The 25,911-nt window shown below is 71.5% G+C and carries 27 protein-coding genes; 9 read left to right on the forward strand and 18 right to left on the reverse strand.

Annotated elements, in window-relative coordinates; translation table 11 throughout:
* Positions 1-24 precede the first annotated feature (24 nt).
* From AB0C27_RS41495 to AB0C27_RS41525, 7 genes are all read right to left on the reverse strand, one after another.
* Positions 25-624: an ATP/GTP-binding protein gene (locus AB0C27_RS41495; RefSeq protein WP_357856558.1), complete on the reverse strand. Its 600-nt coding sequence runs from the start codon at positions 622-624 to the stop codon at positions 25-27.
* Positions 605-1,000, reverse strand: coding sequence for a DUF742 domain-containing protein (locus AB0C27_RS41500; RefSeq protein WP_357856561.1), 396 nt, complete (start codon positions 998-1,000; stop codon positions 605-607). The genes AB0C27_RS41495 and AB0C27_RS41500 overlap by 20 nt, the downstream gene beginning before the upstream one ends.
* The gene (locus AB0C27_RS41505) at positions 997-1,428 is read right to left on the reverse strand and encodes a roadblock/LC7 domain-containing protein (RefSeq protein ID WP_357856564.1); all 432 of its coding nucleotides are present in this window, start codon (positions 1,426-1,428) and stop codon (positions 997-999) included. Before AB0C27_RS41505 ends, AB0C27_RS41500 begins: the two co-directional genes overlap by 4 nt.
* Positions 1,425-4,037: a nitrate- and nitrite sensing domain-containing protein gene (locus AB0C27_RS41510; RefSeq protein ID WP_357856567.1), complete on the reverse strand. Its 2,613-nt coding sequence runs from the start codon at positions 4,035-4,037 to the stop codon at positions 1,425-1,427. The genes AB0C27_RS41505 and AB0C27_RS41510 overlap by 4 nt, the downstream gene beginning before the upstream one ends.
* A 282-nt stretch (positions 4,038-4,319) precedes the next feature.
* Entirely contained in the window at positions 4,320-5,504 is a 1,185-nt protein-coding gene (locus tag AB0C27_RS41515) for an Ig-like domain-containing protein (RefSeq protein ID WP_357856570.1), read from the reverse strand.
* A gap of 175 nt (positions 5,505-5,679) precedes the next feature.
* Positions 5,680-6,876 (reverse strand): hypothetical protein, encoded by a 1,197-nt coding sequence (locus AB0C27_RS41520; protein WP_357856573.1) that lies wholly within the window; start codon positions 6,874-6,876, stop codon positions 5,680-5,682.
* A gap of 141 nt (positions 6,877-7,017) precedes the next feature.
* Positions 7,018-8,037, reverse strand: a complete 1,020-nt coding sequence (locus tag AB0C27_RS41525) for a LacI family DNA-binding transcriptional regulator (RefSeq protein WP_357856575.1) — start codon at positions 8,035-8,037, stop codon at positions 7,018-7,020.
* Between the two features lie 618 nt (positions 8,038-8,655).
* On the opposite strand from AB0C27_RS41525, the gene AB0C27_RS41530 reads away from it, so the two are divergent.
* The 6 genes from AB0C27_RS41530 to AB0C27_RS41555 are packed head-to-tail and all read left to right on the forward strand — an operon-like array spanning position 8,656 to position 14,000.
* Positions 8,656-10,173, forward strand: a complete 1,518-nt coding sequence (locus AB0C27_RS41530; protein WP_357856578.1) for a hypothetical protein — start codon at positions 8,656-8,658, stop codon at positions 10,171-10,173.
* A complete protein-coding gene (locus tag AB0C27_RS41535) occupies positions 10,170-10,610 on the forward strand; it encodes a roadblock/LC7 domain-containing protein (RefSeq protein WP_346107953.1) in 441 nt (146 codons plus the stop codon). The genes AB0C27_RS41530 and AB0C27_RS41535 overlap by 4 nt, the downstream gene beginning before the upstream one ends.
* On the forward strand, positions 10,607-10,969 hold the full coding sequence (locus AB0C27_RS41540; RefSeq protein WP_357856581.1) for a DUF742 domain-containing protein: 363 nt from the start codon (positions 10,607-10,609) through the stop codon (positions 10,967-10,969). Before AB0C27_RS41535 ends, AB0C27_RS41540 begins: the two co-directional genes overlap by 4 nt.
* Positions 10,956-11,546: an ATP/GTP-binding protein gene (locus tag AB0C27_RS41545; RefSeq protein WP_357856584.1), complete on the forward strand. Its 591-nt coding sequence runs from the start codon at positions 10,956-10,958 to the stop codon at positions 11,544-11,546. The genes AB0C27_RS41540 and AB0C27_RS41545 overlap by 14 nt, the downstream gene beginning before the upstream one ends.
* On the forward strand, positions 11,543-12,841 hold the full coding sequence (locus AB0C27_RS41550; protein WP_357856588.1) for a cytochrome P450: 1,299 nt from the start codon (positions 11,543-11,545) through the stop codon (positions 12,839-12,841). The genes AB0C27_RS41545 and AB0C27_RS41550 overlap by 4 nt, the downstream gene beginning before the upstream one ends.
* Positions 12,795-14,000: a cytochrome P450 gene (locus AB0C27_RS41555; protein WP_357856591.1), complete on the forward strand. Its 1,206-nt coding sequence runs from the start codon at positions 12,795-12,797 to the stop codon at positions 13,998-14,000. Before AB0C27_RS41550 ends, AB0C27_RS41555 begins: the two co-directional genes overlap by 47 nt.
* Before the next feature lie 44 nt (positions 14,001-14,044).
* On the opposite strand, the gene AB0C27_RS41560 is transcribed toward AB0C27_RS41555, so the two are convergent.
* From AB0C27_RS41560 to AB0C27_RS41575, 4 genes are all read right to left on the reverse strand, one after another.
* Positions 14,045-14,440, reverse strand: coding sequence for a VOC family protein (locus AB0C27_RS41560; RefSeq protein ID WP_357856594.1), 396 nt, complete (start codon positions 14,438-14,440; stop codon positions 14,045-14,047).
* 69 nt (positions 14,441-14,509) lie between these two features.
* Positions 14,510-15,313, reverse strand: coding sequence for a helix-turn-helix domain-containing protein (locus AB0C27_RS41565; protein ID WP_357856597.1), 804 nt, complete (start codon positions 15,311-15,313; stop codon positions 14,510-14,512).
* 103 nt (positions 15,314-15,416) lie between these two features.
* Positions 15,417-15,998: a TetR family transcriptional regulator gene (locus tag AB0C27_RS41570; RefSeq protein ID WP_357856599.1), complete on the reverse strand. Its 582-nt coding sequence runs from the start codon at positions 15,996-15,998 to the stop codon at positions 15,417-15,419.
* 25 nt (positions 15,999-16,023) lie between these two features.
* Positions 16,024-16,638: a hypothetical protein gene (locus tag AB0C27_RS41575; RefSeq protein WP_357856602.1), complete on the reverse strand. Its 615-nt coding sequence runs from the start codon at positions 16,636-16,638 to the stop codon at positions 16,024-16,026.
* 135 nt (positions 16,639-16,773) lie between these two features.
* Here AB0C27_RS41575 and AB0C27_RS41580 point away from each other — a divergent pair, with 135 nt between their 5' ends.
* Positions 16,774-17,760, forward strand: coding sequence for an aldo/keto reductase (locus AB0C27_RS41580; protein ID WP_357856605.1), 987 nt, complete (start codon positions 16,774-16,776; stop codon positions 17,758-17,760).
* Between the two features lie 78 nt (positions 17,761-17,838).
* On the opposite strand, the gene AB0C27_RS41585 is transcribed toward AB0C27_RS41580, so the two are convergent.
* Positions 17,839-18,393 (reverse strand): NAD(P)H-dependent oxidoreductase, encoded by a 555-nt coding sequence (locus AB0C27_RS41585; RefSeq protein WP_357856608.1) that lies wholly within the window; start codon positions 18,391-18,393, stop codon positions 17,839-17,841.
* Positions 18,394-18,507: 114 nt separating this feature from the next.
* On the opposite strand from AB0C27_RS41585, the gene AB0C27_RS41590 reads away from it, so the two are divergent.
* The gene (locus AB0C27_RS41590) at positions 18,508-19,431 is read left to right on the forward strand and encodes an AraC family transcriptional regulator (protein ID WP_357856611.1); all 924 of its coding nucleotides are present in this window, start codon (positions 18,508-18,510) and stop codon (positions 19,429-19,431) included.
* A 33-nt stretch (positions 19,432-19,464) separates the two neighbouring features.
* On the opposite strand, the gene AB0C27_RS41595 is transcribed toward AB0C27_RS41590, so the two are convergent.
* The gene (locus AB0C27_RS41595) at positions 19,465-19,767 is read right to left on the reverse strand and encodes a CGNR zinc finger domain-containing protein (RefSeq protein WP_357856614.1); all 303 of its coding nucleotides are present in this window, start codon (positions 19,765-19,767) and stop codon (positions 19,465-19,467) included.
* Positions 19,768-20,112: 345 nt separating this feature from the next.
* Here AB0C27_RS41595 and AB0C27_RS41600 point away from each other — a divergent pair, with 345 nt between their 5' ends.
* Entirely contained in the window at positions 20,113-21,135 is a 1,023-nt protein-coding gene (locus tag AB0C27_RS41600) for an LLM class flavin-dependent oxidoreductase (RefSeq protein WP_357856617.1), read from the forward strand.
* Between the two features lie 41 nt (positions 21,136-21,176).
* Here AB0C27_RS41600 and AB0C27_RS41605 read toward each other — a convergent pair whose 3' ends face one another.
* The 5 genes from AB0C27_RS41605 to AB0C27_RS41625 form a co-directional block, all read right to left on the reverse strand.
* The gene (locus AB0C27_RS41605) at positions 21,177-21,947 is read right to left on the reverse strand and encodes an enoyl-CoA hydratase-related protein (RefSeq protein WP_357856620.1); all 771 of its coding nucleotides are present in this window, start codon (positions 21,945-21,947) and stop codon (positions 21,177-21,179) included.
* A gap of 98 nt (positions 21,948-22,045) precedes the next feature.
* On the reverse strand, positions 22,046-22,885 hold the full coding sequence (locus AB0C27_RS41610) for a prephenate dehydratase (RefSeq protein ID WP_357856623.1): 840 nt from the start codon (positions 22,883-22,885) through the stop codon (positions 22,046-22,048).
* Positions 22,886-22,975: 90 nt separating this feature from the next.
* Positions 22,976-24,184, reverse strand: a complete 1,209-nt coding sequence (locus AB0C27_RS41615; protein ID WP_357856626.1) for a DUF1684 domain-containing protein — start codon at positions 24,182-24,184, stop codon at positions 22,976-22,978.
* Positions 24,185-24,335: 151 nt separating this feature from the next.
* Entirely contained in the window at positions 24,336-25,172 is an 837-nt protein-coding gene (locus tag AB0C27_RS41620; protein WP_357856629.1) for a methyltransferase, read from the reverse strand.
* 106 nt (positions 25,173-25,278) lie between these two features.
* Positions 25,279-25,863: an XRE family transcriptional regulator gene (locus AB0C27_RS41625; protein WP_357856632.1), complete on the reverse strand. Its 585-nt coding sequence runs from the start codon at positions 25,861-25,863 to the stop codon at positions 25,279-25,281.
* Positions 25,864-25,911 lie beyond the last annotated feature (48 nt).

Raw genomic sequence — 25,911 nt, forward strand, 5'->3', positions numbered from 1 at the left:
CGGCCGTCGAGCCGGGTCGGGCGGTCAGGGTACGGGGTGCGGCGTGGTGTGCGGCCGGGCGGCCATCAGCTGGTCGATGAGGGCCAGCAGCACATCGCGCCCCTGCCTCCGCTCGCGGGCGTCGAAGAGCAGCAGCGGCACCTGCGGATCGAGGTCGAGCGCCGCCCGGATCTCCTCCGGCGTCCGGTCCCTGACCCCGTGGAAACAGTTGACGCCGACGACGAACGGGATCCCCCGGGCCTCGAAGAAGTCGATGGAGGCGAAGCTGACCTCCAGCCGCCGGGTGTCGACCACCACCACCGCCCCCAGCGCGCCGTTGACGAGATCGTTCCACATGAACCAGAAACGTTCCTGGCCCGGTGTGCCGAACAGGTAGAGCACGAGCCCCCGGCCGAGGGAAATGCGGCCGAAGTCGAGCGCCACGGTGGTGGTGGACTTGCCGCTCAGGTCCTCCAGGTCGTCCACGCCGACGCTGGCATGGGTCAGGTACTCCTCCGTACGCAGCGGGGCGACCTCGCTCACCGCGCCGACCATGGTCGTCTTCCCGACGCCGAACCCGCCGGCGATCAGGATCTTCACCGCCAGGGGAGCGTCGTCCCCCTGGTCAGAGTTCACGTAGCCCATCCCTTACTGCCTTGAGGATCGCCATGTCGGGCCCGGTGCCCGCCCACGCGTACGCCGGCTGCCTGGCCCATAACTGACCCGAGTCGATCAGGTCACCGATGAGGATCTTGGCCACCGACACCGGGAGGTCCAGCGCGGAGGCGATCTCCGCCACCGCCAGGGGACGCGCGCACAGCGTCAGGATCGTACGATGCTCCGGCTGCAGCTTGCGCCGCCCGCGCCCCGTCTCCGCGGCGGCCTCGGGCACCGCCGACATCACCGTGATCAGCGTCAGGTCGGCCCGCTCGGACGTGGTCCGGCCGCCGGTGATCGTGTAAGGACGGACAAGGGGCTCGTCCGCGTCGTCGTCGGCGAACCCGTCCGTCCAGTGTTTCATCCGTGGCCCCTGGCTTCGCGGCCGTGCCGCGTGCGCGGGTCGGTGCCCAGCTTCTGCCCGACCTGCTGGATCAGGGTGTGCATCGCGACGCTCATGAGCTCGGCGTCCACCTCCTGGGAGGCGAGCACAGCCAGATGCGAGCCCTGCCCCGCGGCGATGATGAACAGCCACAGATCGGCCATCTCGATGATGACCTGGTGGACCGGTCCGCCGCCGAAGAGCTGCCCGACGCCGTGAGCCAGGCTCTGCTGGCCGGTGGCGATCGCGGCCAGGCGTTCGGCGTTGGCGCGTTCGAGACCCCGCGACTGGCTGATCACGAGGCCGTCGTCGGACAGCACGATGGCGTGCCGCGTGCCCGCGACCCGATCGACCAGGCCGTCCAGCAGCCAGTCCAGGTCTACGTTGGTGGCGGTGGTGCGCTGCATCATGATCGGTCTTTCGTCGTGGGGGAACTGGGGTCGGGTGATGCGCTCGGCCGGTCCTCGGCGGCGTCGTCACCGGTACGGCGCTTGCGGGACTGCCTCTGGAAGGCGCCGATCGTGGCGCTGGATCGGCCGGATCGATCGGCTGCGGGCTGGTCGCGGCCGGGCTGTTCGCGTACGGCCCGGCCGTTCTGGGCGCCGCCCGCCGGGGCTCTGAGCTCGGCGGCCAGGCTGGCCTGGCGGACCCGCTGGGGGAGCGGCGGGCGACCCGCCGGATCCGCCGCGGGGGCGGAGGGGGCCGGAGCGGGGGAGCCGTTGCTGCCGGCGGCACCCTCGGCACCGGCGTCAGCACGGGCGTCGATGCCGGCACCAGTATGAGCCCCGGCACCGGCACCGGTGAGGGAGATGACGCCGGTGTCAGCACCCGCGTCGGCGTCGGCGTCAGCGCGAGCACCCGTGCCGGTCTGAGTGGCGGTCTCGGCCGCCGGTGTGCGCGCGCCGCCACGGGTCGGCAGCAACCGCCCGTCCGACCGGCGAGCGTCGGCCGCGCCCGCCTGGGACCGCGCACGCGTACCGCCCGCCTCCCGGCCCTCCTCCTCCGGTACGGCGGCGGCAGGCGGCCGGCGCACCACCAGAGCCTCGGGAACGAGCACGATGACCCGGGTGCCGCCGAACGCCGACGGCCGCAACTCCACCTGGAGATCCAGGTTCGCGGCCAGCCGGGCGACCACGTACAACCCGAGCCGCACGTCGTCCGCGTGGGTCATGACGTCGAGCTGCGGCGGCGCCTGGAGCAGGGCGTTGAAGGAGGCGTACCGCTCGGGCTCCATCCCCAGCCCGCGGTCCTCGATCTCCACGGCGATGCCCCGGCTGACCGGCGCGGCCCGTACCTCCACCGGGGTCAGGGGCTTGGAGAAGGTGGTGGCGTTCTCCATCAGTTCCGCCAGGACGTGGATCACCGGCCCCACCGCGCGCTCGGCGAGCCAGGACTCGCCCTCGACGTCGATCGAGATCCGGCGGTAGTCCTGGACCTCGCTCTGCGCGGCGCGCAGCACGTCGAGCAGTCGTACGGGCCTGCGCCAGCGGCGCTGCGGCTGGCCGCCGCCGAGGATGACCAGGTTCTCCTCGTAGCGGCGCAGCCGGGCGGTGAGGTGGTCGAGGTCGAACAGCCCCTCCAGCACCTCGGGGTCCTCGTGCCTGCGCTCCAGCTCGTCCAGCTTCTTCAGCTGCAGGCCGATGAGGATCTGGGTGCGGCGGGCGATGCGCTGGAGCATGCGCTGGAAGCCGCGGTGCTGTTCGGCCTGCCGGATCGCGGTACGGACGGCGCTGCGGCGGGCCAGGTTGAGCGCCTGCCCGAGTTCGCCGAGTTCGTCGCCGGTGGGCTCGATCTTGCGGACTTCCGCGTCCACGTCGACGTCCTCGCCGCGCTCCAGCCTGGCGACCACGTCGGGCAGCCGCTCGCGCAGCTCCTGGGCGTCGTGGCGCAGGTGCAGGATGCGCCGGCGGAGCACGGAGGTCAGCCGCCAGCTCGCGAAGACGACCAGGCCGAGCGCGAGCAGGCCGACGGTGGAGACGCTGACGAAGACCGTGAAGATCATGTCGGCGTGGGCGTGGCCGACCGCGGAGACGTGCTTCCTGCGCAGGTCGACGAGCTCGCGCAGCTGCGCGGTCACGGTCTGCACGGACGCGCGCCAGGCGTTGGCGTCCTCGCGGAGCCTGACCTGGTCGCTCGCGGCGCCGGCGGCGGTGGACAGCCGCCCCTCCACGGCGGTCATGGTCTGCCACGCCTGGCTTTCCGTGATCTTCGCGTGGCGGGTCTCGTCGCCGGTGAGCGCGGGCAGCACCCGGGCGCGCATGAGGTGGTTCCTGGTGCCGGCGGCCTCGGCGACGAAGCCGTACTCGATCCTCGTCAGCCGCCCGCTCTCCCAGCCGCGGGCCAGGACGGCGTCCTCGCGCCCCACACTGTCGATGATCCAGAAGAGGTCGACGAGGGCCTGCGCCTCGGTGTTCAGCCGGCCCTCGTCGGTGTTGCTGAGCGCGGTCAGCACGCCGAGGCCGGACACCAGGACGCCGCTGTAGTAGTTGAACGTCTGCGTCGCGCCGGCCGTCCCGGCGTCGACCGCCTTGCGCTGCTGGTCGAGCAGGCTGAGGGCGCCCACGGTGCGGGAGATCGCGTCGGCGAGCCCGCGCTGCCCGTCGCTCAGGTCGGCGCCGGTCAGGGAACGGAACGCCCGCACGGCGCGGTCGGTCGCCCGGCGCTGGACGGCGAGCCGGTCACGGGCGGTGGCACGCGGGGCGGCCTGCGCCTGCGCGGTGAACCGGCGCTCCTGGTCCAGGGCGAAGAACAGCTCGGCCACGGGCCGGCCGACCGTCGTGTCGGCCAGCGCCAGCTGTGCCTTCTCCGCCTGCCACTGCGTGAACAGCTGGTTCATGCCGGACGCCAGCAGCGGCGTGAACGTCACGCTCGGCACGATCACGACAGTGAGCAGCACGGTCCGTAATCGCAGCCGGCGGACGGCCGGGCGCTTCGGCCCGCCGCCGGCGGATCCGGGCGGCGTGCTCCCGTCACCGGGCGCCTTCGACCGCCGCAGCCCGCCCCTGCCCCATCCAGCCATGTGCCGGGTACTCTCCTCGCCGGTCGGTTGATCCAAGATCCCAAGATCGCCGTACTGGCGATTGGTGCCCGATCGTAGTCATACCGCAGTAGAGCCGAAAGTCCCGCCACACAAGTGCACATCCGTCCCGTCCGGCGCATATCGCCGCCACCGCGCTGAGCTGCGCATTCGCCGACGAAGCCCCACGCGGGCCCCACGCGGGCCCCACGCGGGCCCCACGCGGGCCCCACGCGGGCCCCACGCGGGCCCCACGCGGGCCCCGTGCGGGCGAGACCCCGGCCGTCAGGCGTCGGACGAGCCGGTGAGGGCGCTGCCGGCCTGCCACTCCTGCCACGTCTTGGCCCAGGGCGTCGGCCCGTTGCCGAAACGGAGCCTGCGCGAGGTCCCCTTGACCTTGATGATGTCGCCACGCTGGGTGAAGTTGTAGAACCAGCGGGCGTTGTCCGTGCCCGCGTTCACGCATCCGTGGCTGACGTTGCGATGGCCCTGATCGGAGACGGACCAGGGCGCGGCGTGGAAGAACATGCCGCTGTAGGTCATCCGCACGTTCCACTTGGTGTGGTGCAGGTACTCGCCGGGGATGCCGACGGTGGCCGAGTCCATGAGGAAGTCCGCCGCCTTCTCCTGGGCGATCATGGTGCCGGACCAGCTCTCGTAGCCCGGCTTGCCCAGGCTGACCGGGATGGTCTTGACGACCTCGCCGTTCTTGCGGACGACCGCCCGGTGTGACTTGTCGCGGATCGTGGTGATGTGCTCGGCACCGACGGTGAAGTTCACCGTACGGTCCTTGGTCCCCCACAGGTTCCGCCCGATCCGCAACCCGGTCAGGTGGGCGACCACGGTGACCCGCTCGCCCGCCGGCCAGAACTCGCGCGGCCGGAACTGCACCTCGGTGTCGCTCACCCAGCTCCACCCGCCCTCGACCGGCCGCGACATCCGCACCGTCAGCGACCGCTCGACCGCGGCCCGGTCCTTCTGCGTGGTGATCGGCTCCGACAACAGGAGCTGGACGGGCATGCCGACGCCGACCTTCTCGCCTTCGAGCGGCGACATGCCGCTCTTCAGCACCCGCTTCGGCTTCAGCGTGGTGAACGCGGCCCGCTCGGCCGCCACCTGCCGCCCGTCGGGGCTGGTGGCCTGCGCGCTCACCGTGTACGCCGTGGACGGCTTCAGCGGCCATCGGGGACGCCAGGTGCCGTCCATGCCCATGCTGCCCTCGATCTGGTGCCCGTCGGCGTCGGCGAGGGTCAGGCTGGTGATCCTGCCGCCGGTGACCTTGATGGCGATCCCGGTGTCCGGCGGCACCTGCTTCGTGCCGTCGACCGGCGTGATCGACAGGACGGGCGGCGGCGCCGGCGCGGGCGGGCCCTCCTGCTGGGCGCCGCCGGGCAGGCCCGGCGCGCATCCGGCGGTCAGCAACACCGCCACCGTGAACGTACTGACGAGTAGGCTGCCGCTGCTGCGCATCGCCGCTAGCTCCATTTCCCCGATAGATAGGCATATTTCGGACTAGGTGGTCCATTGGGGAGACGAAGAGCGTTATGCCCGTGACTGTGAGTAATCATGCGGAGAAATTCTGCGCTCCTCCAGGCGTCCGGACGGGCGGGGACGCAAGGGCTCGGCGTCCCCGCCCCCGGCGTTCTCAGGTCACCTTGTCGAGGAGGAAGGTGCCCGTGCCGTCGGCCATCCCCGTGCTGTACTGGCGGATCTGCTCCCCGCTGGCGAGCCGGGCCTGGCCGATCATGAAGCCGGTGCGCTTGACCTGGAGGCCGACCAGGTTCGAGCCCGCGACGTCCTGGTAGACGTAGAAACGCTGGCGGTCGTCCACCGCCGCGCAGTTCGCCTCCTCCAGTCGGCCTCCGTCGCCGGTCTCCTCCGCGCCCATCACCGCCAGGCAGTTGCCGCCATGCTGGCCCACGAACACGTACTCGGTCTTGCCGTTGCTCTGCGGTCCCTGGCACACGCGCCAGTACGCCCGGGAGTTGCTGGTCCAGCCGGCGTGCCGGATCTCCCCGCTGTTGCTCGCGTCGTAGAAGGCGAGCAGCCGGTCCGGGGTCCCGATCCGGTAGAGGGCGGAGTCGCACGTGAAGCCCGGCGGTACGGCGAGCGGGGCGATCACGCCCGGCTTCCCGGCCGCGGGCTCCCCGGCCCGCCGGCCGGCCTTCGCCCGCTCCTCGGCCCGCTCACGTGCCGCCACTCCGTCGCACCCGAGCTGGATCTGCGCCAGCCTCATCAGGCTGTTCGGCGGTACGGCGTCCGCGCAGCGGATCGCGCCCTCCTCCATCACCGAGTACGTCGTGTACGTTCCGCCGGGCCGCTCGACCCACTGGGTGGCGAACGCGCCGCCGCCCAGGTCGACCCGGTCGCAGTTGATGCCGGCATACTCGCCGCTCACCTTGCGGGTGCCCTTGAACAGCCCGTAGTAGCCGGGAGCGTTGAAGTTCCAGGTGATGGTCTGAACCTCCTTGTCGGTGGAGGCCGTGATCTTCTTGACCGTCCGGTTCACGAACGCCTCGACCCTGCCCAGCGTGAGGATGTTGAACCCGGCCTGGATCTGCGTGGTCGTGCCCACCTCGACGGTGATGGTGGTCGAGGTCTCCAGCGTGAGCGTCTGGGAGCCGGTCGTGCCCTCGGTGACGAAGAAGGTCTTGAAGTGCGTGATGGTGGGCTCGACCCGGGCGCTCTTCACCACGGGGTAGCGCTTGCCGAGATCGGCCGCCGAGCAGGGCTGGCCGGGAGCGGGGTCGGCGGCGGACGCGGGCCCGGCCGCGGTGCTCAGGCCGACGATCGCCGAGGCGGCGGCGACGACGAACGTGAGGATGCCGGATAAGGGTTTCACTGTGGGGCCTCCTTGCCAGGACTGTTGCTGCAAGCGCTTACAGTGCGATTTACCGACAGACTGATGAGAGTCATCTGACCTGTCAAGGGCCGCCGGGTCGCGCGCGATCCGCCGCCCGGGTTCCGGCGCGTGCCGAACGCGTCAGGCGGGGATTCCGCAGCCGCAGCTGCCCCGGATCACCAGCTGCGTCTCCAGCACGCGGTCCACCGCTCCCTGCGTGTCGTTCTCGATCTGCCGCAGGAGCAGCCGGGCCGTCTCCATGCCCAGCTCGCGCATGGGCTGGTGCACGGTGGTCAGCCCGGACGCCGGCAGGCCCGCCATGGGGATGTCGTCGAACCCGGTGACGGCGACGTCCTGGGGCACGCGCAGGCCCATGTCCAGGAGGGCGAGCACGGCGCCGATGGCCGTCTCGTCGTTGGCGCACGCCAGCGCCCTGGGCAGCGGCCCGGCCGCCTGGAGGCGGCTGACCGCGATGTACCCGTCGGACTGCATCAGCCCGATCCGGACCGGTCCGGCCGGCTCCCCGGCCCCCGCGTGCCGGTGCGCCTGCGCGAACCCCTGCCACCGGTACGCGGCGTCCGGCGAGGCGTCCGGGTCGCCCAGGAACCTCACCCGCTCGTACCCGTGGTCGGACAGCAGGTGCCGGGTCAGCCGGTCGAAGACGGCCACGTTCTCGGTGCGCACCGTGGGCAGCCCCGCCCTCGGCCGGCCCGCGAGCTGCACGATCGGGTCGCCACGGTCGCGCAGCCGCTCCACCAGGCCGTCGGCCAGCACCCCGCCCATGACGGCCAGCCCGTCGACCCGTGCCGCCGTGTCCCTGACCAGCTCGCCCGACTCGCGCAGCAGGTGGGTCCCGAGGATGATCACGGCCATCTCGGCGTGTACGGCCTCCTCCTCGAACCCGCTGATCACCTCGGAGTAGTACGGCCCCGACAGACCGGGGAACACGATGCCCAACGCCCCGTGCGAGCGCTCGGCGAGCGCGCGGCCGAGCCGGCTGGGCCGGAAGTCGTGCCGGTCGATGGCCGCCAGCACCCGCCGCCGGGTGTCGTCGGAGACCTGGCCGATGCCGCGGGCGACCCGGGACACGGTCGCCACGGACACGCCCGCCTCCTGGGCGATCTCCTGCAGTGTCGCGCCCCGCCTGACCCGTCTCGCCATCGCCTTGTCTAAGGGCCCTTCGCGCTGAAAACGTTTGCTGACAGCCTGCTGTCCGATCCTACGATAGCCCAGGCCCCGGAGGATCCCCCGCCCGATCCCGCCGCCGGCAAGGGATGGTGGCTATCGGCCGATCCGCGAGCCGGTCCGCGAGCCGGTCCGGCGTGCGGCTCAGGTTTCTCGTGCTGGGACTGCCGCTCCGAGAATCGGTCTTCACGTTTTCCCAGTAAAACACAGGTCCATTTGAATTTCGTATTGATATTTCGGAAATGGGCGAAATGAGTTTTATCTTGAAGTTGGGCGCTCCAAGGGGTGTGATGACAAAAGGAAGCGGGATCGGCATGACATTGACGAGAGGGATGCGTAAGGTTTGCCAGTGTTCCTCAATGTGACTGCGGAGATAGTCGTGTCATTCGGGACAACCGGCACAGTGTTGGCAACGCTGCGACCTCGGCATGCTCCTTTTCAGGGGCTCCAGCAGCTGAATGCCGAATATCTTTCATATTGCTGTGCCGCGCAAGGGGCGCCAGGAGGGCTGAATGTCGTTCCTCTGGTCGAGCGCGTCCCTCCCTGTCATCTCGCCATGGCCGGCCTGGCCTGCGGCGCCGAACAAGGATTGTCGTGATCACAACCGATTTCGCGGTAGTGGCCCTATTAGGGGCCGTCCTCGCTCTTTCAGTAGTCCTGGGCGCCGTTGTCGCGCTCGCCGTGCGCGCTCGCGCGCCGCACGCCCGCGCGCCGCACGCCCGCGCGCCGCACGCCCGCGCTCCGGTCGCGCAGGAGACCTCTCCGGATGACGGGCCGGTCACCGCGCCGGTGAAAGCGCCCGCGAAAGCGCCGGTGAAATCCCTGCCGGTGAAAGAGACGCCGGCCGGGACCGGCGATCAGCGGACCCAGCACTCCATCCTGCAAAGGACGCTGCAGGAGGCGCGCCGCCAGGCCGAGACGAACCGGCAGTGGTACGCCGCCGCGATCGAGGAGTCCGGTCACCTGCTCCAGCGCCTCCAGGCGGCGGCCGACGAGCAGGCCCGCGGCTACACCGGCGTGAGCGTGCCGGGGCTGCTGCACCCGGGCTTCAAGGACAGCCTGCTGGCCAAGCACCACCAGAGCGCCATCGACCTGCTCGGCGAGACCATCCGGGCCACCCGCGACGATCTCGACCGCTCGGCCCGCACCGGCGTGCGCGGCATGGCCGACGAGGTGCAGATGTACCTCGCCCGGCTGCAGATGAAGATCGACGAGGCGTTCCAGGACTTCCCGACGCAGACCCCGTTCCATCAGACGCTGGTCGACCTCGACGCGCTGACCACCTGGAGCCTGCACGCCGTGCAGCGGCTGCGGGTGCTGACCGGGTCCTGGCCCGGCATGCAGCGGGCGGACTGCACGCTGCGCGAGATCGTCGAGGGAGCGCGCGGGCGGATCAGCGCGTACAACCGGGTCGACTACACCTACCTGCCGGACGTCGGCGAGCAGTACGTCGAGGGCCGGGTCGTCGAGCCGATCACCATCGCGCTGACCGAGCTGCTCAGCAACGCCGCCACCTACTCCAGCGACCGCGTCGGCGTCTACGTCACGGCGGTCCCCGCGGGGCTGCGGATCGTGGTGGAGGACGCCGGCTACGGCATGAACGCCTTCCAGCTGGCCGAGGCCGAGCGGCAGTTGTCGGGGCGGGCGGACCTCGACGTGGCGGGGCTGGCCGACGAGCGCAAGCTCGGCTTCGCCGTCATCGGCCGCCTGGCGCACGACTACGGCTTCCGGGTCGACGTCAGTGCCCCCTCGGGCAGCGGCGGGGTGAAGGCGGTGTGCCTGATCCCGAGCAGCGTCATCAACCCCGCACCGGCCGGGCAGACGCCGCCGTCCGGCGCCCGCCGGGGGGACGAGACCCCCACCGCACCGCAGCCGCCGGCCGTCACCTCGACCGCCCTCACCCCTGTCATGGCCACCACGCCGCAGGGCCTGCCCAAACGCGAACGACGCCAGGAGCCCGCCACGCCCCGGCCCGCCGTCGCCACCCAGGAAGCCCTCACCGACACCCGCTCTCCCGAAGAGGCGGCCGCCGGCCTGGAGACGCTCCGCCGGGCGTTCACCACGGGCCTGACCGCCGACGCCGCCGATCCTGAAGGAAACGCACAGGCATGATCATGCAACAGCCCACCGCCGACAGCACCGACATGAGCTGGGCCCTCAACCGGCTGTGCGAGGAGCCGGGGGTGCTCAACGCGCTGCTGTTCACCTCCGACGGGCTGGTGATGGCCCATTCCCACGGGCTCGACCGCGACGACGCCGACCGCACGGCCGCGACCCTGGCCGGGCTGAACTCGCTGCAGCGCGACCTCGGCGGCTTCTGCCGCACCCAGGGGGAGCAGTGCACGCCAGGCCCGCTGCGCTTCATGGTCAGCGACCTCAAGACGGTCACGCTGCTGCTGTTCGTCGCCACGGAACGCACCGGCGTCGGCGTGTCCGTCCGGGGCGAGTCGGCCGGCCACGAGGTCTCGGTGGCCATCCAGGCCACGCTGAAGATGATCAACGGGCTGCGGCCCGTACTCGGCGCACGCGAACGTGGCGACACGACATGAGCCACTCCCGGCACCGGCGCGCGGGCATGGTGCGCTCCCACACCGCCACCGGCGGCGACCTCACCCCGGCGCGGCAGGGCCTGGACGCCGCCACGCTGCTGCTCGCCGACGCCACGCGGCCGGTGACCGGGCTGGCGGCCCAGCCGCGCCGGGTGATGGAGCTCTGCCTGCCGGGCGTGCTGTCGGTCTCCGAGGTCGCCGCGCACCTGCACCTGCCGAGCCCCGTCGTGCGCGTCATCGTCTCCCGGCTGCTCGACAGCGGTCATCTGTCGGCGCGTGCCCCCTTCGTCCCGACGGCCTCGTCCCCGCACAGCGCGGAGGTGCTGCGGAAAGTGCTGGTGGCCCTTGAGAAGCTCTGACCGTTACGTTCCGGCCCGCGCCCAGTCCGTGAAGATCCTGGTGCTCGGCCCGTTCGCCGTCGGCAAGACCACGTTCGTCAAGACCGTCTCCGAGATCAGGCCGCTGTCCACCGAGGAGCGGATGACCAGGGCGGGAGAGCTCGTCGACGAGCTCGACGAGCTGTCCGACAAGGACACCACCACGGTCGCGATGGACTTCGGCCGCCTGACCCTGAGCGAGGAGATCGTCCTCTACCTGTTCGGCGCCCCCGGCCAGCCGCGCTTCCACGGCATGGTCCGCTCCCTCATGCAGGGCGCCCTGGGCGGGCTGGTCCTGGTCGACACCCGCCGCATCGCCGACAGCTTCGACGCGATCGACCTGCTCGAAGAGGCGCGGCTGCCGTACACGGTGGCCGTCAACCACTTCTTCGGCTCGCCCCGCTACAGCGACGCGCACCTGCGCGACAGCCTCAGCATGGACGACGAGCAGCCGCTGGTGAGCCTCGACGCCCGCGAGATCGGATCGGCCAAGCACGGCCTGATCGCCCTCGTCCGCCACATCCTCTACCGCCCCCGTCACCTGGAGCACGCCCCATGACCTCGTACGTGACCCCGCCCGCCGCGCGGGTGGCCCCGCCCCGGATGTTCGGGCCGGAGTTCGCCGCCCGCCCGCAGGACGTCTACCAGGTGCTGCGGGCCGCAGGTCCTGTCGCGTGGGCGGAGATCGCCGAAGGGGTGCACGCCCTGGTCGTCACCGGCCACCGGGCCGCCATCGACCTGCTCACCGACACCGACACGTACAGCAAGGACAGCCGGCTGTGGCAGGACCTGGCGGCCGGCCGCGTCCCGCAGGACAGCCCGGTGCTGGCCCTGATGGCCTACCGCCCCAGCCTGCTGTACGCCGACGGAGATCGCCACGCCCGGCTCCGGCAGGCCATGGACGACTGCCTGGCCCGCGTCAGCCAGCCCGAACTGCACGACCTCACCCGCGCCCACGCCCTGCGCCTCATCGCCGGCTTTGCCCAGCAGGGCCACGCCGAGCTGATGGGCCAGTACGCCGACATGCTGCCGCTGCTCGTCTTCACCGACCTGCTCGGCTGCCCGCCCGAGCTGACCGGCCGCATGGTCGTCGCCTGCCAGGGCATGATCAACGCCGGTTCAGGAGCCGGGCAGGCCGCCGCCGACCTGGCGCGGGCCCTGTCCGAGATCATCGCGATGAAGAACCGCACCCCCGGCCGCGACTGCACCTCCTGGATGCTGGCCCACCCGGCCCGGCTGTCGCACGAGGAGATCCTGCACCAGCTGGTCGTCCTGGTCGGGGCCGGCACCATCCCCACCGCCGCGTGGATCGCCTCGGGGCTGCGCCTGCTGCTGTCGGACGACGACTACGCCGGCGACCTGACCGGCGGCGCGATCACCGTGCGCCGGGCCCTGGAGCAGGTCCTGTGGGTGCGCTCGCCCATGGCGAACTTCTCCGTCCACTACGCCCGCACGGACACCACCCTGCACGGAGTGCCCGTCCCGGCCGGCGTGCCGATCCTGATCAGCCACGCCGCCACCGGCGCCGACCCGGCGCTGCCGCCGGACCTCGGCTACGACAACCGCTCCCATCTGGCCTGGTCGGCCGGGCCGCACCGCTGCCCGGCCGACAGCCAGGCCGCCATCATCGCCCAGAGCGCCATCGAGACCCTGCTCGACCGGCTCTGGGACGTCCAGCTCGCCGACGCGGAGGTCGTCAACCGCCCAGGCCCCTTCCACCAGTGCCCCGCCCGGCTCGCCGTCCACTTCCGGCCGCAGCCGGCCCATGCCTTCGCCGCCCCCACCGCCCCCACAGGAGGTATGCGCGATGAGCCAACCGATGACCCTCGACACCACCGGCGGTCACCTGTTTGAACAGGTCGACCACCTGCGCGCCGGCGGCCCCGCCGTGCGCGTCCTGCTCCCCGGAGACCTCGTCGCCTGGTCGGTGACGCGCGGCGAGGTGGTCAGAACGCTCCTGACCCATCCCGACGTCTCCAAGAACGCCCGCACCTCCTGGCCCGACTACCAGCCCTACGCCATCGCCTGGCTGACCGCCTGGGTGGACGTGACCAGCATGTTCACCGTCGACGGCGACGATCACAAACGCCTGAAGGACCTGGTCGGCAAGGCGTTCACCCCCCGCCGCATCCAAGCCATGCGGCCCGCGGTCGAGGCGATCGTCACCGGACTGCTCGACGATCTCGACCGCGAACCACCCGGCCGGCCGGTCGACCTGCGCGCCCGCTTCAGTTACCGGGTCCCCACCCAGGTCATCTGCGACTTCATGGGCGTTCCCGCCGAGCAGCGCCCCGAGATGCTGCGCACCATCGACGCCGTGCTCGACACCACCCTGTCGGCCGAGGAGGCGACCGGCGTGCAGCGCGACATGTACGCGGCCATGCACCGGCTGATCGAGCACAAGCGCGCCGACCCCGGCGCCGACCTGACCAGCGTCCTGCTGGCCGCGCACGAGACCGGCGCCGACCGGCTCAGCCCCGACGAACTCGTCAGCACCCTGATCCTCATGATCGGCGCCGGCAGCGAGACCGCCGTGTCCCTCATCGACCACGCCGTCGTCGCCATGCTCACCCACCCCGCCCAGCTCGCCTCCGCCCAGGCCGCCCCCGGCCGCTGGGACGACGTCATCGAGGAGACCCTGCGCCACAACCCGCCGCTCATGCACCTGCCGATGCGCTACGCCACCGCCGACCTCGACCTCGGTGACGGCGTGACCATCGGCAAGGGCGAACTCATCCTGATCGCCTTCGGCGCCCACGGCCGCGACCCGCACGCCAACCCCGACCCAGGCCGGTTCGACATCGACCGCGCCGACCGCCAGCACCTGGCCTTCGGCCACGGCATCCACTTCTGCCTCGGCGCGCCGTTGGCCCGGCTGGAGGCCGCCGTCGCCCTGCCCGCCCTCTTCGACCGCTTCCCCGGCCTGCGCCTGGCCGGGCCCGTCGAGGAGCTGCGTCCGCAGCCCTCGTTCATCGCCAACGACTACCGCAGCCTGCCCATCCTGCTCAACTGACGGGCCCGCCACCGGCCGCGGTGTCCCGCGGCCGGTGCAGGGGTTCAGCGGAGCTCGCCGGTGACGATCCACAGATGGCCGAACGGGTCACGGACGCGGCCCGAACGTTTGCCGTACGGGCGGTTCTCGATCGGCACGACCACCTCGGCGCCGTGGGCGGTCATGCGTTCGCCGACCGCGTCCGGATCCTCGACCTCGACCTCCAGCAGGACCGCTGAGCCGCCGAGATCGTCGGGCGACAGCCATCCCCAGGCGGCGACGGCAGGGGAGACCCGGAAGGACGAACCGCCGACACGGTGATCGACCATGCTGGGCCGGCCGTCGTCGCCCGGGGGAGCGCTGAACACCCGCTCGGCGCCGAGGGTGGCCTGGTAGAACGCGGACGCGCGGTCGGGGTCGGGCACGATGAGACGGGGAGAAAGGCGCATGTCAGAAGTCATGAGCCCATCGTGGGCCGGGATGAGAGCGGAGGTCTTGAAGATTTGGGAACGGGGACCTGGTGGCCTGTCTCAGGTGGTGGGGCCGGCGAGGCCCTCCGTGCGTAGCCACTCGGTCGGGGTGCACCCGGCCATCGTCCGCCATTCCCGGGTGAGATGCGCCTGGTCGGCGAAGCCCGCCGCTGCGGCCACTGCCGCCAGGCTGACCGTTCCCGCACTGGCGGCGGCCACGAGCCCGCCGCGCGCGGCCTCGAAGCGGAGCAGTCGCTGATACTCCTTCGGCGTCACCCCCAGCGCGCCGCGGACCGTGCCGCTCAGGTGGCGCCGCGAGCACCCGAGCCGCCGAGCCGCCTCCTGCACCCGGGCGGTCCCCGACAGCGCCGACAGCGCCGCCAGAGTGGCAGGGAGTTCGCCGCCGCCGGTGTCCCTCTCGTGCCGGTTCAGCCCGGCGAGCAGGGCCTCTTCGACCAGGGCGCGCCGCTGCGGCCAGGACCGGCAGGCCGCCAGCCGCTCCGGCAGGTACGCCAGCGCCGGCGCCACGTCGGCGAGCTCGGCGACCTGCCCGGACAGCGCCGACGCCGGAACCCCCAGCAGCGCGCCCGCGGCCGGTGGGCTGAGCGTCAGCCACACGCCGCGCGTGCCGCCCTCCTGCCTCAGCTCGGCCGGGTCGAGGTGGAGCCCGGCGACCACGGCACGGAAACGTTCTCGTGAGCCGAGCCGGCCGATCTCCAGAGAGTCCGCCTCGGGGATCGTGATCGAGATCGTGGACGAGGGCAGCCCGCGATGAACGCCGCCCGGCCCGAGGTCGTAGGCGCTCAGCGTCGCCACGAACGGTGCCAGGGCCGCGGACCTGCGATGAGCGGGCACGACGGGCACCTCTCCACCCTACGGCGGCCCGGCCGACGTCCGCCCGGCGTGCGCAAGCGGCATGGCCCGAGTGCCGGGTGCTCAGGCGGCAGGATCCGAGGGCCCGGCGTGCTCAGGCGGCGGGGCCAGAGGGAGGGAAGAGGGCGGTGACGGCGCGGACGACGGCGGCGCGGCGGTCGGCCGTGGTGCCCTCGGCGAGGGTGGCGATCGCGACCTGCTCGCTCCAGGTTTCGGCGATCTGGCAGACCAGGGCCATGATGTCGGCCGGGTCCCAGGAGGCGTCGAGGAGACCGTCCTGCTGCGCGCGCCGGATCCGCTCCAGCTTGCCGGCGATGGCGTCGCGGTAGGGGTTCGGCTCGACGGGGGAGTGATCGGGAGGAGGCAGTTCGAGGCGGCCCCAGGCGATGAACCGGTGCCGGCCGGGATTGGCGGAGAAGTAGTCGAACAGCTGGCCGGCGTAGGAGGGCAGGTCGGCCGGATCCAGGTGGATGGCGTCGGCCGCCGCCGTCAGTTCGCCCGAGGCCACGTGCGCGTACAGAGCCTCCTTGGTGCGGAAGTAGGCGTAGACGCGTTCCTTGCTGGTACGGGCGGCCTTGGCGATCCGGTCCACGCGGGCGCCGGCGATCCCGAACCGGGCGAACTCCTCTCGCGCGGCGGCGACGATGCGGTCGCGGGTGGAGTCGGTTCTGGCCATGCCCCGATCTTAGTGATCCGCCGCGTCAGCGGCCGGAGCGCAGGGACTCCAGCTCCTCCGCCCGCCGCAGGTCCTTCGGCCGGCCGAGCGCGCGGCGCATCCCGATCAGGTCGTCGAGGCAGGCGTAGCGGACCTCCAGGCCGTCCGGGTCGGTCGCGGTGACCGCACGGTCGAGGACCTCCCGGACGCGATAACCGCCCCAGGGCAGCGCCGGGGTGCAGCAGTCGCCGCCGGCGCCGGTGGCGGTGAACTGCACCTTGGGACGGAGGAAGGCTTCCGGCCGGGTCGCCACGGGCTCGCCCCGCTCGTCGCTCAGCCGGGCGCCGGCGGCGGCGAAGGCGGCCGCCAGGGCCGGGGCGTGCTCGGGGGCGCCGTCCCAGAGCAGGTCGAGGTCGCCGGTCAGCTCGGCGGACCCGTGCATGATGCCGGCGACCTGCCCGATCACCACGGCCCGCACGCCGTGCCGCTGCAGGGCTTCGAGCAGGGGGAACGGGTCGAAGCCGACGGCGCCGTCGGTGCCGATCGTGCCGACGTCGTCATCGGCGTCCTCATGGCCGAGTCCGGTGCCCACCCGCTGCCCGGCCAGCTCGCGGGTGCGCCCGGCGGCCTCGCGGAGTCGTCGTATCGGTTCGTCGCTCATCTGGCCCTTGCTCGGTCGCGGCGGAACGCCGGGCCTGCCCGGCGGAACGATCTTAGCGCTGCACGGTGCCGTGACTGGAGTATGGTGGAGTGAATCAAACCGAACCGTTTGGTTTTGTTCAGGGAGGACCTCATCATGCGACAGCGCATCCTCGGCCGCCAAGGTCTGGCCGTCTCGGCGATCGGTTACGGGTCGATGGGCCTGACGATGGCCTACGGTCCCGGTGACGAGCAGGCGGGCATAGCCGCCATCCGGCGCGCGTACGAGCTGGGCGTGACCTTCTTCGACACCGCCGAGCTGTACGGCCTCGGCACCGGCTCCAACGAGACCCTGGTCGGCAAGGCGGTCAAGGACTTCCGCGACGACGTCGTCCTGGCCACGAAGTTCGGCTTCGACCTGTCCGACCCCGCGCGGATCGGCGTGAAGTTCGACAGCCGTCCCGAGCACATCCGTGAGGTGACCGACAACAGCCTGCGTTACCTGGGCGTCGACCATATCGACGTGCTCTACCAGCACCGGGTCGACCCCGACGTGCCCATCGAGGACGTCGCCGGGACCGTCAAGGAGCTGATCGAGGCGGGCAAGGTGAAGTACTTCGGCCTGTCGGAGGCCGGTCCGCGGACGATCCGCAGGGCGCACGCCGTCCAGCCGGTCTCCGTCCTGCAGACCGAGTACTCCCTGTTCGAGCGGGAGGTCGAGCAGTTGTTCCCGGTGCTGCGCGAGCTGGGGATCGGGTTCGTCGCCTACTCGCCGCTGGGCCGCGGCTTCATCACCGGCACAGCCAAGCCCGCCGGCTCCTATGACGCCACCGACATGCGCAACACCGACCCCCGCTGGCAGCCGGGCAATTTCGAGCAGAACCTGGGGGCCGTGGAGCGGCTGGGCGAGCTCGCCGCGTCGAAGGGCGCGAGCGTCGCCCAGCTCGCGCTCGCGTGGGTCCTGGCGCAGGGCGAGGACATCGTGCCGATCCCCGGCACCCGCAGCCCCCGGCGGATGGAGGAGAACGCCGGCGCCGCCGAGCTCAGTCTCGGCCCCGCCGACCTGGACGTGATCGCCGAGATCCTGCCCACCGGCGGATTCGGCGCCCGTTACGTGGCCCCGGTCATGCCCAGCTGGACCTGACCCCGGCGCAGGTCCGTGCTCGGCGGCCGGGCCGGGCCTGCGCCAGGCCCGGCCGCTGTACCCGCCTGTGCTCGCGGCTCAGGCCGCCCGGAGCGGGCGCAGGGCCGAGCCCCAGGACAGGACCTGGTCGAGGACCACGTTCAGGCGTTCCTCGTGTGCCGCCGCCGGCTGGAAGCCGTCCGCGAAGTCGGTGTGGATCGACAGCCCGACCTGGTTCGACACGGTGGCCACGCTGAGCAGGCCCAGGACGTGCCGCAGGTGCGAGATCGCCCGGGGCGCGCCGTCCACGCCGTAGCCGACGAACCCGGCCGCCTTGTTGGTCCACTCCGAGTACAGGAAGTCGAGCGCGTTCTTGAGCGCGCCGGGGTAGGAGTTGTTGTACTCGGGGGTCACGATGATGAACGCGTCCAGCGACGCCACCTTGGCCGACCAGCGCTTGGTGCGCTCGTACAGGTAGTTGCCCGTGGCCGGGTGCTCGGGCTCGTCCAGGTTGCCCAGGTCGAAGTCCTTCAGATCGACGACCTCGTACTCGGCGTCGCCGCGCTTGACGGCCAGATCGTGAACCCAACGCGCCACCGCCTCGCCGTTGCGGCCAGGACGGGTGCTGCCCAGGATGATGCCTATCTTCAGCATGCCAATGCTCCTCAGTCGGTGGTACGGACACCACCGTAGGGAGAACAGGCGAGATACTGAATGCGTTGCTGTCCAACATTCATACGCGATCGTCTCTATGGTTAGACTTCCCGTATGGATGTGCTCAGCGATGTGGTGGCCTTCATGCGGTGCGGGCGGCCCAACTCCACCCGCTTCTCCTGGCGCGCGCCCTGGGGGGTCCGGTTCCGCACGACGCCCGAGTCCGCGGGTTTCCAGCTGATTCTGCGCGGGTCCTGCTGGCTCATCCCTCCGGACGGCGAGCCCGTTCCGCTGAGCGTAGGCGACCTGGTTTTCGTGCCGCACGGCGACTCGTACGGGCTGACCGACGACCCAGAAAGGCCGCTGGTCGACGCCGACTGCGGGGCCCATCACGAGCTGTACGCCTCCGCCGCGACAGGCGGCACCGGGCCCGAGACGGTCATCCTGTCCGGCGGCTACCGGATCGACCTCGACCGGACCCACCCCATCCTGAGCTCGCTGCCCAGCGTGATCCACCTGCCCGCGACGCTCGGCAGCCATCCCGAGCTGCGCGCCGCCGTCGAGCTGCTGGCCGCCGAGATCGAGAATCCGCGTACCGGCGCGGACATCGTGGTGTCGTCCCTGCTGGAGATGGTGCAGCTGTACGTGCTGCGGGCCTACTACGACACCCAGGAAGAGCCGTGCACGCTGTCCGGCTGGGCCGCCGCGCTGGCCGACCCCGCGATCGGGCGCGCGCTCGACGCCGTCCACCGCGATCCGGCCCGCCACTGGACGGTCGAGGAGCTCGGCGCCCGCGCGGGCATGTCGCGGGCCGGCTTCGCCCGCCGCTTCGTCGCGCTGGTCGGGCAGCCGCCGCTGGCGTACCTGACCTGGTGGCGGCTGGTGAACGGGGCGCGCATGCTGCGCGAGTCGGACGCGTCGGTGGCGGAGGTGGCCGAACGGATGGGGTACGCGTCGGAGTTCGCCTTCGGCAACGCCTTCAAGCGCGAGTTCGGCGTCCCACCGGGTCGTTTCCGCCGCAGTCCGGCGGTCGCGTAAGCCACCTTCGTCCGCATCGGCCTGCCGGGCGTGTCACGTGGCGGAGGACGTGGAACGGCGGGCGCGGTGGCGGCGTACCGCGTCCCGGTTGGCGCACGGGTGGGAGCAGTGCCGCTGAAGCGCGGTGCGCGAGGTGTCGGCGAAGATCGCCGCGCAGCCGTCGGCGGCACACCGCCCGAGCCGGTCCATGCCCCGTCCGGTGAGGTGCAGTGCCGTCCCCACGGAGATCAGCGCGAACAGCACCGCGCCGAGCGGCTGCAGCGGGTCGCGGTAGTGCAGGTGCCAGCCATGAGCGTGGTCGGTCAGCCGCGGATAGGCGGCCGACCGGGCGAGCATCTCGTTGACCAGCCCCGCCCTCTCGTGCTCGTCCCGTGGCGTCGACGACCTTCGTCCAGGCGGCGATGACGGCGAGGGTCCGGTCGAGATCCGCCGCCTCGACCGGACGTTCCAGCACCAGACCGGCCGCGCGGCAGCGAGCGGCCAGTTCTGCGGCGCTCGCCGGCGGCCGGTTCGCCAGGTCGGCGGCGAAGTTCACCACGTCCGCGCCGTAAGGGTTGAGCTGCACAAGCTCATTACAACAGCCTGTACGTCATGCCACGAACAGCAACAGAGCACGACATCCCGGGGAAGCCATGATGGACCTCGCGGAATGTCCTTGACGCGCGGAAGGTTCAACTCTCTATGAAGAAGATCGGTTTCCTGAGCTTCGGGCATTGGTCGGAGTCGCCGTACTCCAAGGCCCGCAGCGCGTCCGACACCCTGTTGCAGTCGATCGAGCTCGCGGTGGCGGCCGAGGAGCTCGGGGCCGACGGCGCCTACTTCCGCGTCCACCACTTCGCCCAGCAGCTCGCGAGCCCGTTCCCGCTGCTGGCGGCTGTCGGGGCGCGGACGAGCAGGATCGAGATCGGCACCGGCGTCATCGACATGCGCTACGAGAACCCCCTCTACATGGCCGAGGACGCCGGCGCGGCCGACCTCATCGCGGGCGGGCGGCTCCAGCTCGGCATCAGCCGCGGATCACCCGAGCAGGTGATCGACGGCTGGCGCTACTTCGGCTACGAGCCGGGGGAGGGGGAGACCGAGGCGGACATGGCGCGCAAGCACGCGGAGGTCTTCCTCAAGGTGCTCGACGGCGAGGGCTTCGCCCAGCCGAACCCGCGCCCGATGTTCCCCAACCCGCCCGGGCTGCTGCGCCTCGAACCCCACTCGGAGGGGCTGCGCCGGCGCATCTGGTGGGGCTCCAGCTCGAACGCCACCGCCAAGTGGGCCGCCGGGCTGGGCATGCACCTGATGAGTTCCACGCTCAAGGACGACGAGAACGGCAAGCCGTTCCACGTGCAGCAGGCCGAGCAGATCGCGGCCTACCGGGAGGCGTGGAAGGAGGCCGGCCACGAGGGCGAGCCGCGCGTGTCGGTGAGCCGCTCCATCATGCCGATCGTCAACGAGACGGACCGCGCGTACTTCGGCCACGAGCGCACCAGCACCGACCAGGTCGGCTTCATCGACGCCACCACCAGGGCCGTCTTCGGGCGCACGTACGCCGCCGAGCCCGACGTGCTGGTCAAGGAGCTGGCCGGCGACGAGGCCATCGCCGCGGCCGACACGCTCCTGCTGACGGTGCCCAGCCAGCTCGGCGTGGACTACAACGCCCACCTGCTCACCTCGGTCCTGACCCACGTCGCGCCCGCACTCGGCTGGCGCTGACGCCCGATGGGACGGGCGCGGCTTTTGAGGGCGGGCGCGCGTCAGTCGGTCCACTTGGGCGGGCGCTTGCCCAGGAACGCCGCCATGCCCTCACGCGCCGCGGCGGACTGCGAGGACTCGGCCATGACCTTGGTGGCCAGCCGGTACGCGTCCGCCTCCGGCAGCGACAACTGCTGGTACAGGGTGCGCTTGCCGAGCGCCTTCGAGGCGCGGCTGCCCCGGGTGGCCCGCCCGAGCAGGTCGGCGACGGCGTCGTCGAGCTCGGCGGCGGGCACGACCCGGTTGACCAGCCCCCAGTCGAGCGCCTGCGCGGCGGTGATCGTGTCACCGGTGTACGCCATCTCGGCGGCGCGCTTGCGCCCGATGTTGCGGGCGATGGCGACCATGGGGGTGTGGCAGAACCAGCCCCCCTTGCCGCCGGGCGCGGCGAACCCTGCGGTGTCGGCGGCGACGGCGAGATCGCAGGTGGCGACCAGCTGGCAGCCCGCCGCGGTGGCCAGGCCGTGCACCCGGGCCACGACGGGCTGCGGCACCGACTCGATCAGCTCCATGAGCTGGCGGCAGGTGTCCAGGATGAGGGTCACCCCGTCCTGGTCGGCCGCGGCGACGTCGGCGAAGTCGTGACCGGCGCTGAAGACCGGACCTGCCCCGGCCAGGATGATCCCCGAGGTGTCGCTGTCGCCGGCGGCGCCGAACGCGCCGATCAGCTCCTGTAGGTGGGCCAGCGACAGGGCGTTGCGCCGCTGCGGCCGGTTCATCGTGATCGTCACGAAGTCGGCGTCGCGGTTGACGAGTACATGTTCCAGGTTCACCGTCGGGCTCCTCGATGATCGCGCGGGCGCGTGACCGCGATCGGCCACCCAGGCATTCTTCCCACCTGGCGCCGCCGTACGTCCGGAATGTCGGAGGCTCAGCCGGTGCGGGACGGATCGGCCGGATAGACCCCGAGGATCTTCACGTCCGTGGTGAAGAACGCCAGCTCCTCCAGCGCGTTCTTCAGCCCGGGATCGTCGGGATGCCCGTCGACCTCGGCGAGGAACTGGGTGGCGGTGAAATGGCCGCCCACCATGTAGCTCTCCAGCTTGGTCATGTTGATGCCGTTGGTCGCGAACCCGCCGAGTGCCTTGTAGAGCGCGGCCGGCAGGTTGCGCACGTTGAAGACGAACGAGGTGACCACCGGGCCGTGCCCGCGCGGCGCCTGCACGAAATCCCTGCTGAGCACCACGAACCGGGTGGTGTTGTGCTCCTCGTCCTCGACGTCGCGGGCGAGGGTGTGCAGGCCGTAGATCTCCGCCGCGAGCGGCGGCGCGATGGCCGCCTGGGTCGGGTCGCCCGCCTCGGCCACCTCCCGCGCCGCCCCGGCCGTGTCACCCGCGATCACGGGCACCAGGTCGTGCTCGCGGATGATCCGGCGGCACTGGCCGAGGGCGTGGACGTGACTGTGCACGGCCTTGATCGTGTCCAGGGTCGCGCCCGGCGGGGCCATCAGGTGGAACTGGATGCGCAGGAAGTGCTCGCCGATGATGTGCAGGTCCGACGTCGGCAGGAAGTGGTGGATGTCGGCGACCCGGCCGGCGATCGAGTTGTCGATCGGGATCATCGCCAGCTCGGCCTTCCCGTTCTCCACCACCGCGAACACGTCCTCGAAGGACGCGCACGGCACCGCGTGCCAGTCGGGGTAGTGGCGCTTGCACACCATATGGGAGTTGGAGCCGGGCTCGCCCTGGTAGGCGATACGTCGTGCGGTCACCTCAGCAAGTTTTCCATGCTCGCGGGCCTGATCCGGCCATGCCCGTTCCGGCACGTCGGTCCCGCGCAGGTGCCCGGTTGACGCTTGGCCCTAGTCGGCGGGTACGAAGCCGGCGTACTCCTCGATGCGGGTGATCAGCCCGGCGTCGTCGAAGCGGAAGTACACCGCGGCGTGCACCTCGCCGCGCGTGCCGTTCCGCATGGCCACGTGCACCACGTGCTGCTGCAGGACCTCGCCCGGCTGCGCGAACTGGCGGATGATGCCGTAGCGCATCGACTCGATCGCCTCGACCTGCGCCGCCATGTGCTGGATGTTCTCCTCGACGCTCTGCTCGGGCTTGCCGTCGTTGTGCCAGACGGTGGCCGTCCCGGCGCACATGCCCCGTGCGGTCTCCCAGTCGGCCTTCTCCAGGCTGCGCAGATAGCCGATGGCCTGGTCCTTGAGGTGCCTGCTCATGATCATGCGTCCTTCCGCTGGTGGTGGCCGGGCGTGTCGTGGACGAGGGTGCGCTCGCCCGCCTCCACGCGCATCGGCAGGTGGTTGCCGGGAGGGGAGAGGGGGCACGAAGACGGACGGGTTGAGGTGGTGGTGCGAGAGCGTCGCCTGGTTGAAGTCGACGCTCAGTGTGCTGCCGGGCGGCAGCGGCGGCAGCACGAGCCAGCGGCCGATCGCGGGCGTGTCGGTGCCGTTGGTCTCGTCGGTGAAGACCACCAGGCGCTGGCCGGGGAAGTCTTCGAGGACGGCCAGCACGTACTCGGCGCCGTCGATGGTCACGACGAGGTCCACGGGAGCCAGGACGGCCTCGGTGCTGCGCGGCGAGGTCAGCCGTTCCACCTCGATGCGGCGGTCCGTGGGCGCCTGCCGGTAGCGGCCTTCGAACACCCACGCGGGGTCGTAGGGGTAGGCGTCCACACCGCGCAGGCCGGAGCGTTCGACGGCGGCCGGGTCCATGACCACCATGCCGTACGCGCCGTCATCGCCTCCGGCGAAGCCGACGCGCCCGCCGGGGAACTCCAGCCGGGCGCCGCCGGGCACCTCCGCCGTGCCGTCGACCGTCCTGCCGTCGATCCGCACGCCGTCCGCTTCCAACGCCGTCACCGTCAGGGCGCCGGCCTCGTCGGTGCTCCACACTCCGGGAACACCGGGCAAAGTGTGGTCATCGCGGCCGATGATCTTCCCATTGGCGACGACCTTGGCCTTTCCGTTCGCGCCGGCGATCTCCTCCCAGCGGCTCTCGCGCCAGGCATGGTAGGCGGCGGGCACACCTGCCGCCTCCATCTTGGAGGCTGGGACTGCCATGAGATTGGTCCTCTCCTGTACGCCGCGACGGGGTCCGCGGCTCTGCCACTCAACCTACGGCCGCCATGCTCGTCGGGCATGATGCCTTGCGTGATAGGCAAAGCATCGGGCGTGCCGATGCCGCCGGAGCAAGCCGGAGCCTCTTCTGGGCTCAGGGGCGGCGGGCGGCCCAGACCTTGCGTTCGGTGCGCAGGGCGAGGTCGTCGCGGCGCAGGATGCTGCGCGGACCGCCGGTGTCGAGCAGCCCGTCGAGCGCGGCGAGGTCGTCGGCCGAGAGCGCCTGCGCGGCGGCGCCGCGGATGCGCCGCAACGCGCTGAGCGCGTAGCGGCCGATCGCCTCGTTCTCCGAGCCGTCGAGGTGCACCGCGATGGTGCGTTCGCCGTCGAGGACGAAGCCGGCCTCGGTCAGCATCGGCCCCCAGTCGGCGCCGCGATGGGGCAGATGCCCGGAGTGGACGTGATCGGCCGCCGCGTGACAGCGCTCCTCCAGGCCGGGCCGCTCCTCGGGGGCGTCGGCGGGCAGGAAGCGGGGGAAATGGGCCAGTTCGACGACCGCGAACAGGCCGCCGGGCGCGAGCAGGTCGTGGACACGTCGCAGGACACGGACGGGGTCGGCCATGTGGTGCATCGAGGCCGACGCCCAGACCAGGTCCGGCGTGCCGAGCTCGGGCCAGCCGGCGTCGAGGTCGGCCTGCACGATGTCCAGGCGATCGTCCACCTCACGAGCGCACGCCTTCTCGCGCAGGCGCCGCAGGTGCTCGGGCGAGGCGTCCACGGCGGTGAGACGCGCCTCGGGAAAGCGGTCGAGCAGGGCGAAGGCGCCCGCTCCTGTGCCGCAGCCCACGTCCACGATGTGGCGCGGATCGGTGGTCAGGGGCAGCCATGCGGTGATGGCGTCGAGGTGCTCGGCGAGGATTTCCGCGTCCAGGTCGAGAAGCTCCTCCTGGCTGTGGTCGCCGTGGTCATGAGCGGTGTGCGTGTGCGTCATGAGGCCACAATACGGGGGCCATGCGCGTACGGCATGACTCCTCCCGTTCCGCGCAAGGAAATGACCGCCGGATTTGCCGCAAGCGCAAGACCTGCGGGGTTCGATCTCATGTCTCTGTAGTGTCGGAGCCTTCGTCGCGCTGGTGGCCGCGGCGCGCGTCGCGGTCGAAGATGCCCAAGATCTCGCACGGCCCGCCCTCGGCGCCGATGGCGTGCGGCATCATCGTCGGGAACTCGGCGGCCTGGTTGGCCTCCAGGCGGAAGCGGCGGTGGCCGAGCATGAGGATCGCCGTGCCGGACAGGACGACGAGCCATTCCCGGCCCGGGTGGGCGCGCATCCGGGCGGGATTGTCAGGTGGCGGATCGGTCATGCGCTGACGCATCACGGTCATGCCGGGATCGGCCTTGATCGGCCAGCGCAGCTGGCCGTGGGCGCCGTCGATCATCGGGCTGGTGACGACGTCGTCCGTGGCCGTCTCGACCAGCTGGTCGAGGGAGGTGTCCAGGGCGCGGGCGAGGGTGACGAGCTGGTCCAGCGCGAGCCGGCGCTGGCCGTTCTCGATGCGGCTCAGTGAGGACTGGCTGAGCCTGGCCCGGTTGGCCAGCTCCTCCAGGGACCAGCCCTGGGCGACCCGCAGGGCGCGGATGCGTTTGCGTACGAGGCTGTCCAGGTCTTCATCTTCTTGCTTCATAGGCAACATCCTATGCCCGTAGTGCAAGGCGAGGCTAGCGTCGCCTGC

This window comes from Nonomuraea sp. NPDC048882, assembly GCF_040649755.1.
GTDB lineage: Bacteria > Actinomycetota > Actinomycetes > Streptosporangiales > Streptosporangiaceae > Nonomuraea > Nonomuraea maheshkhaliensis.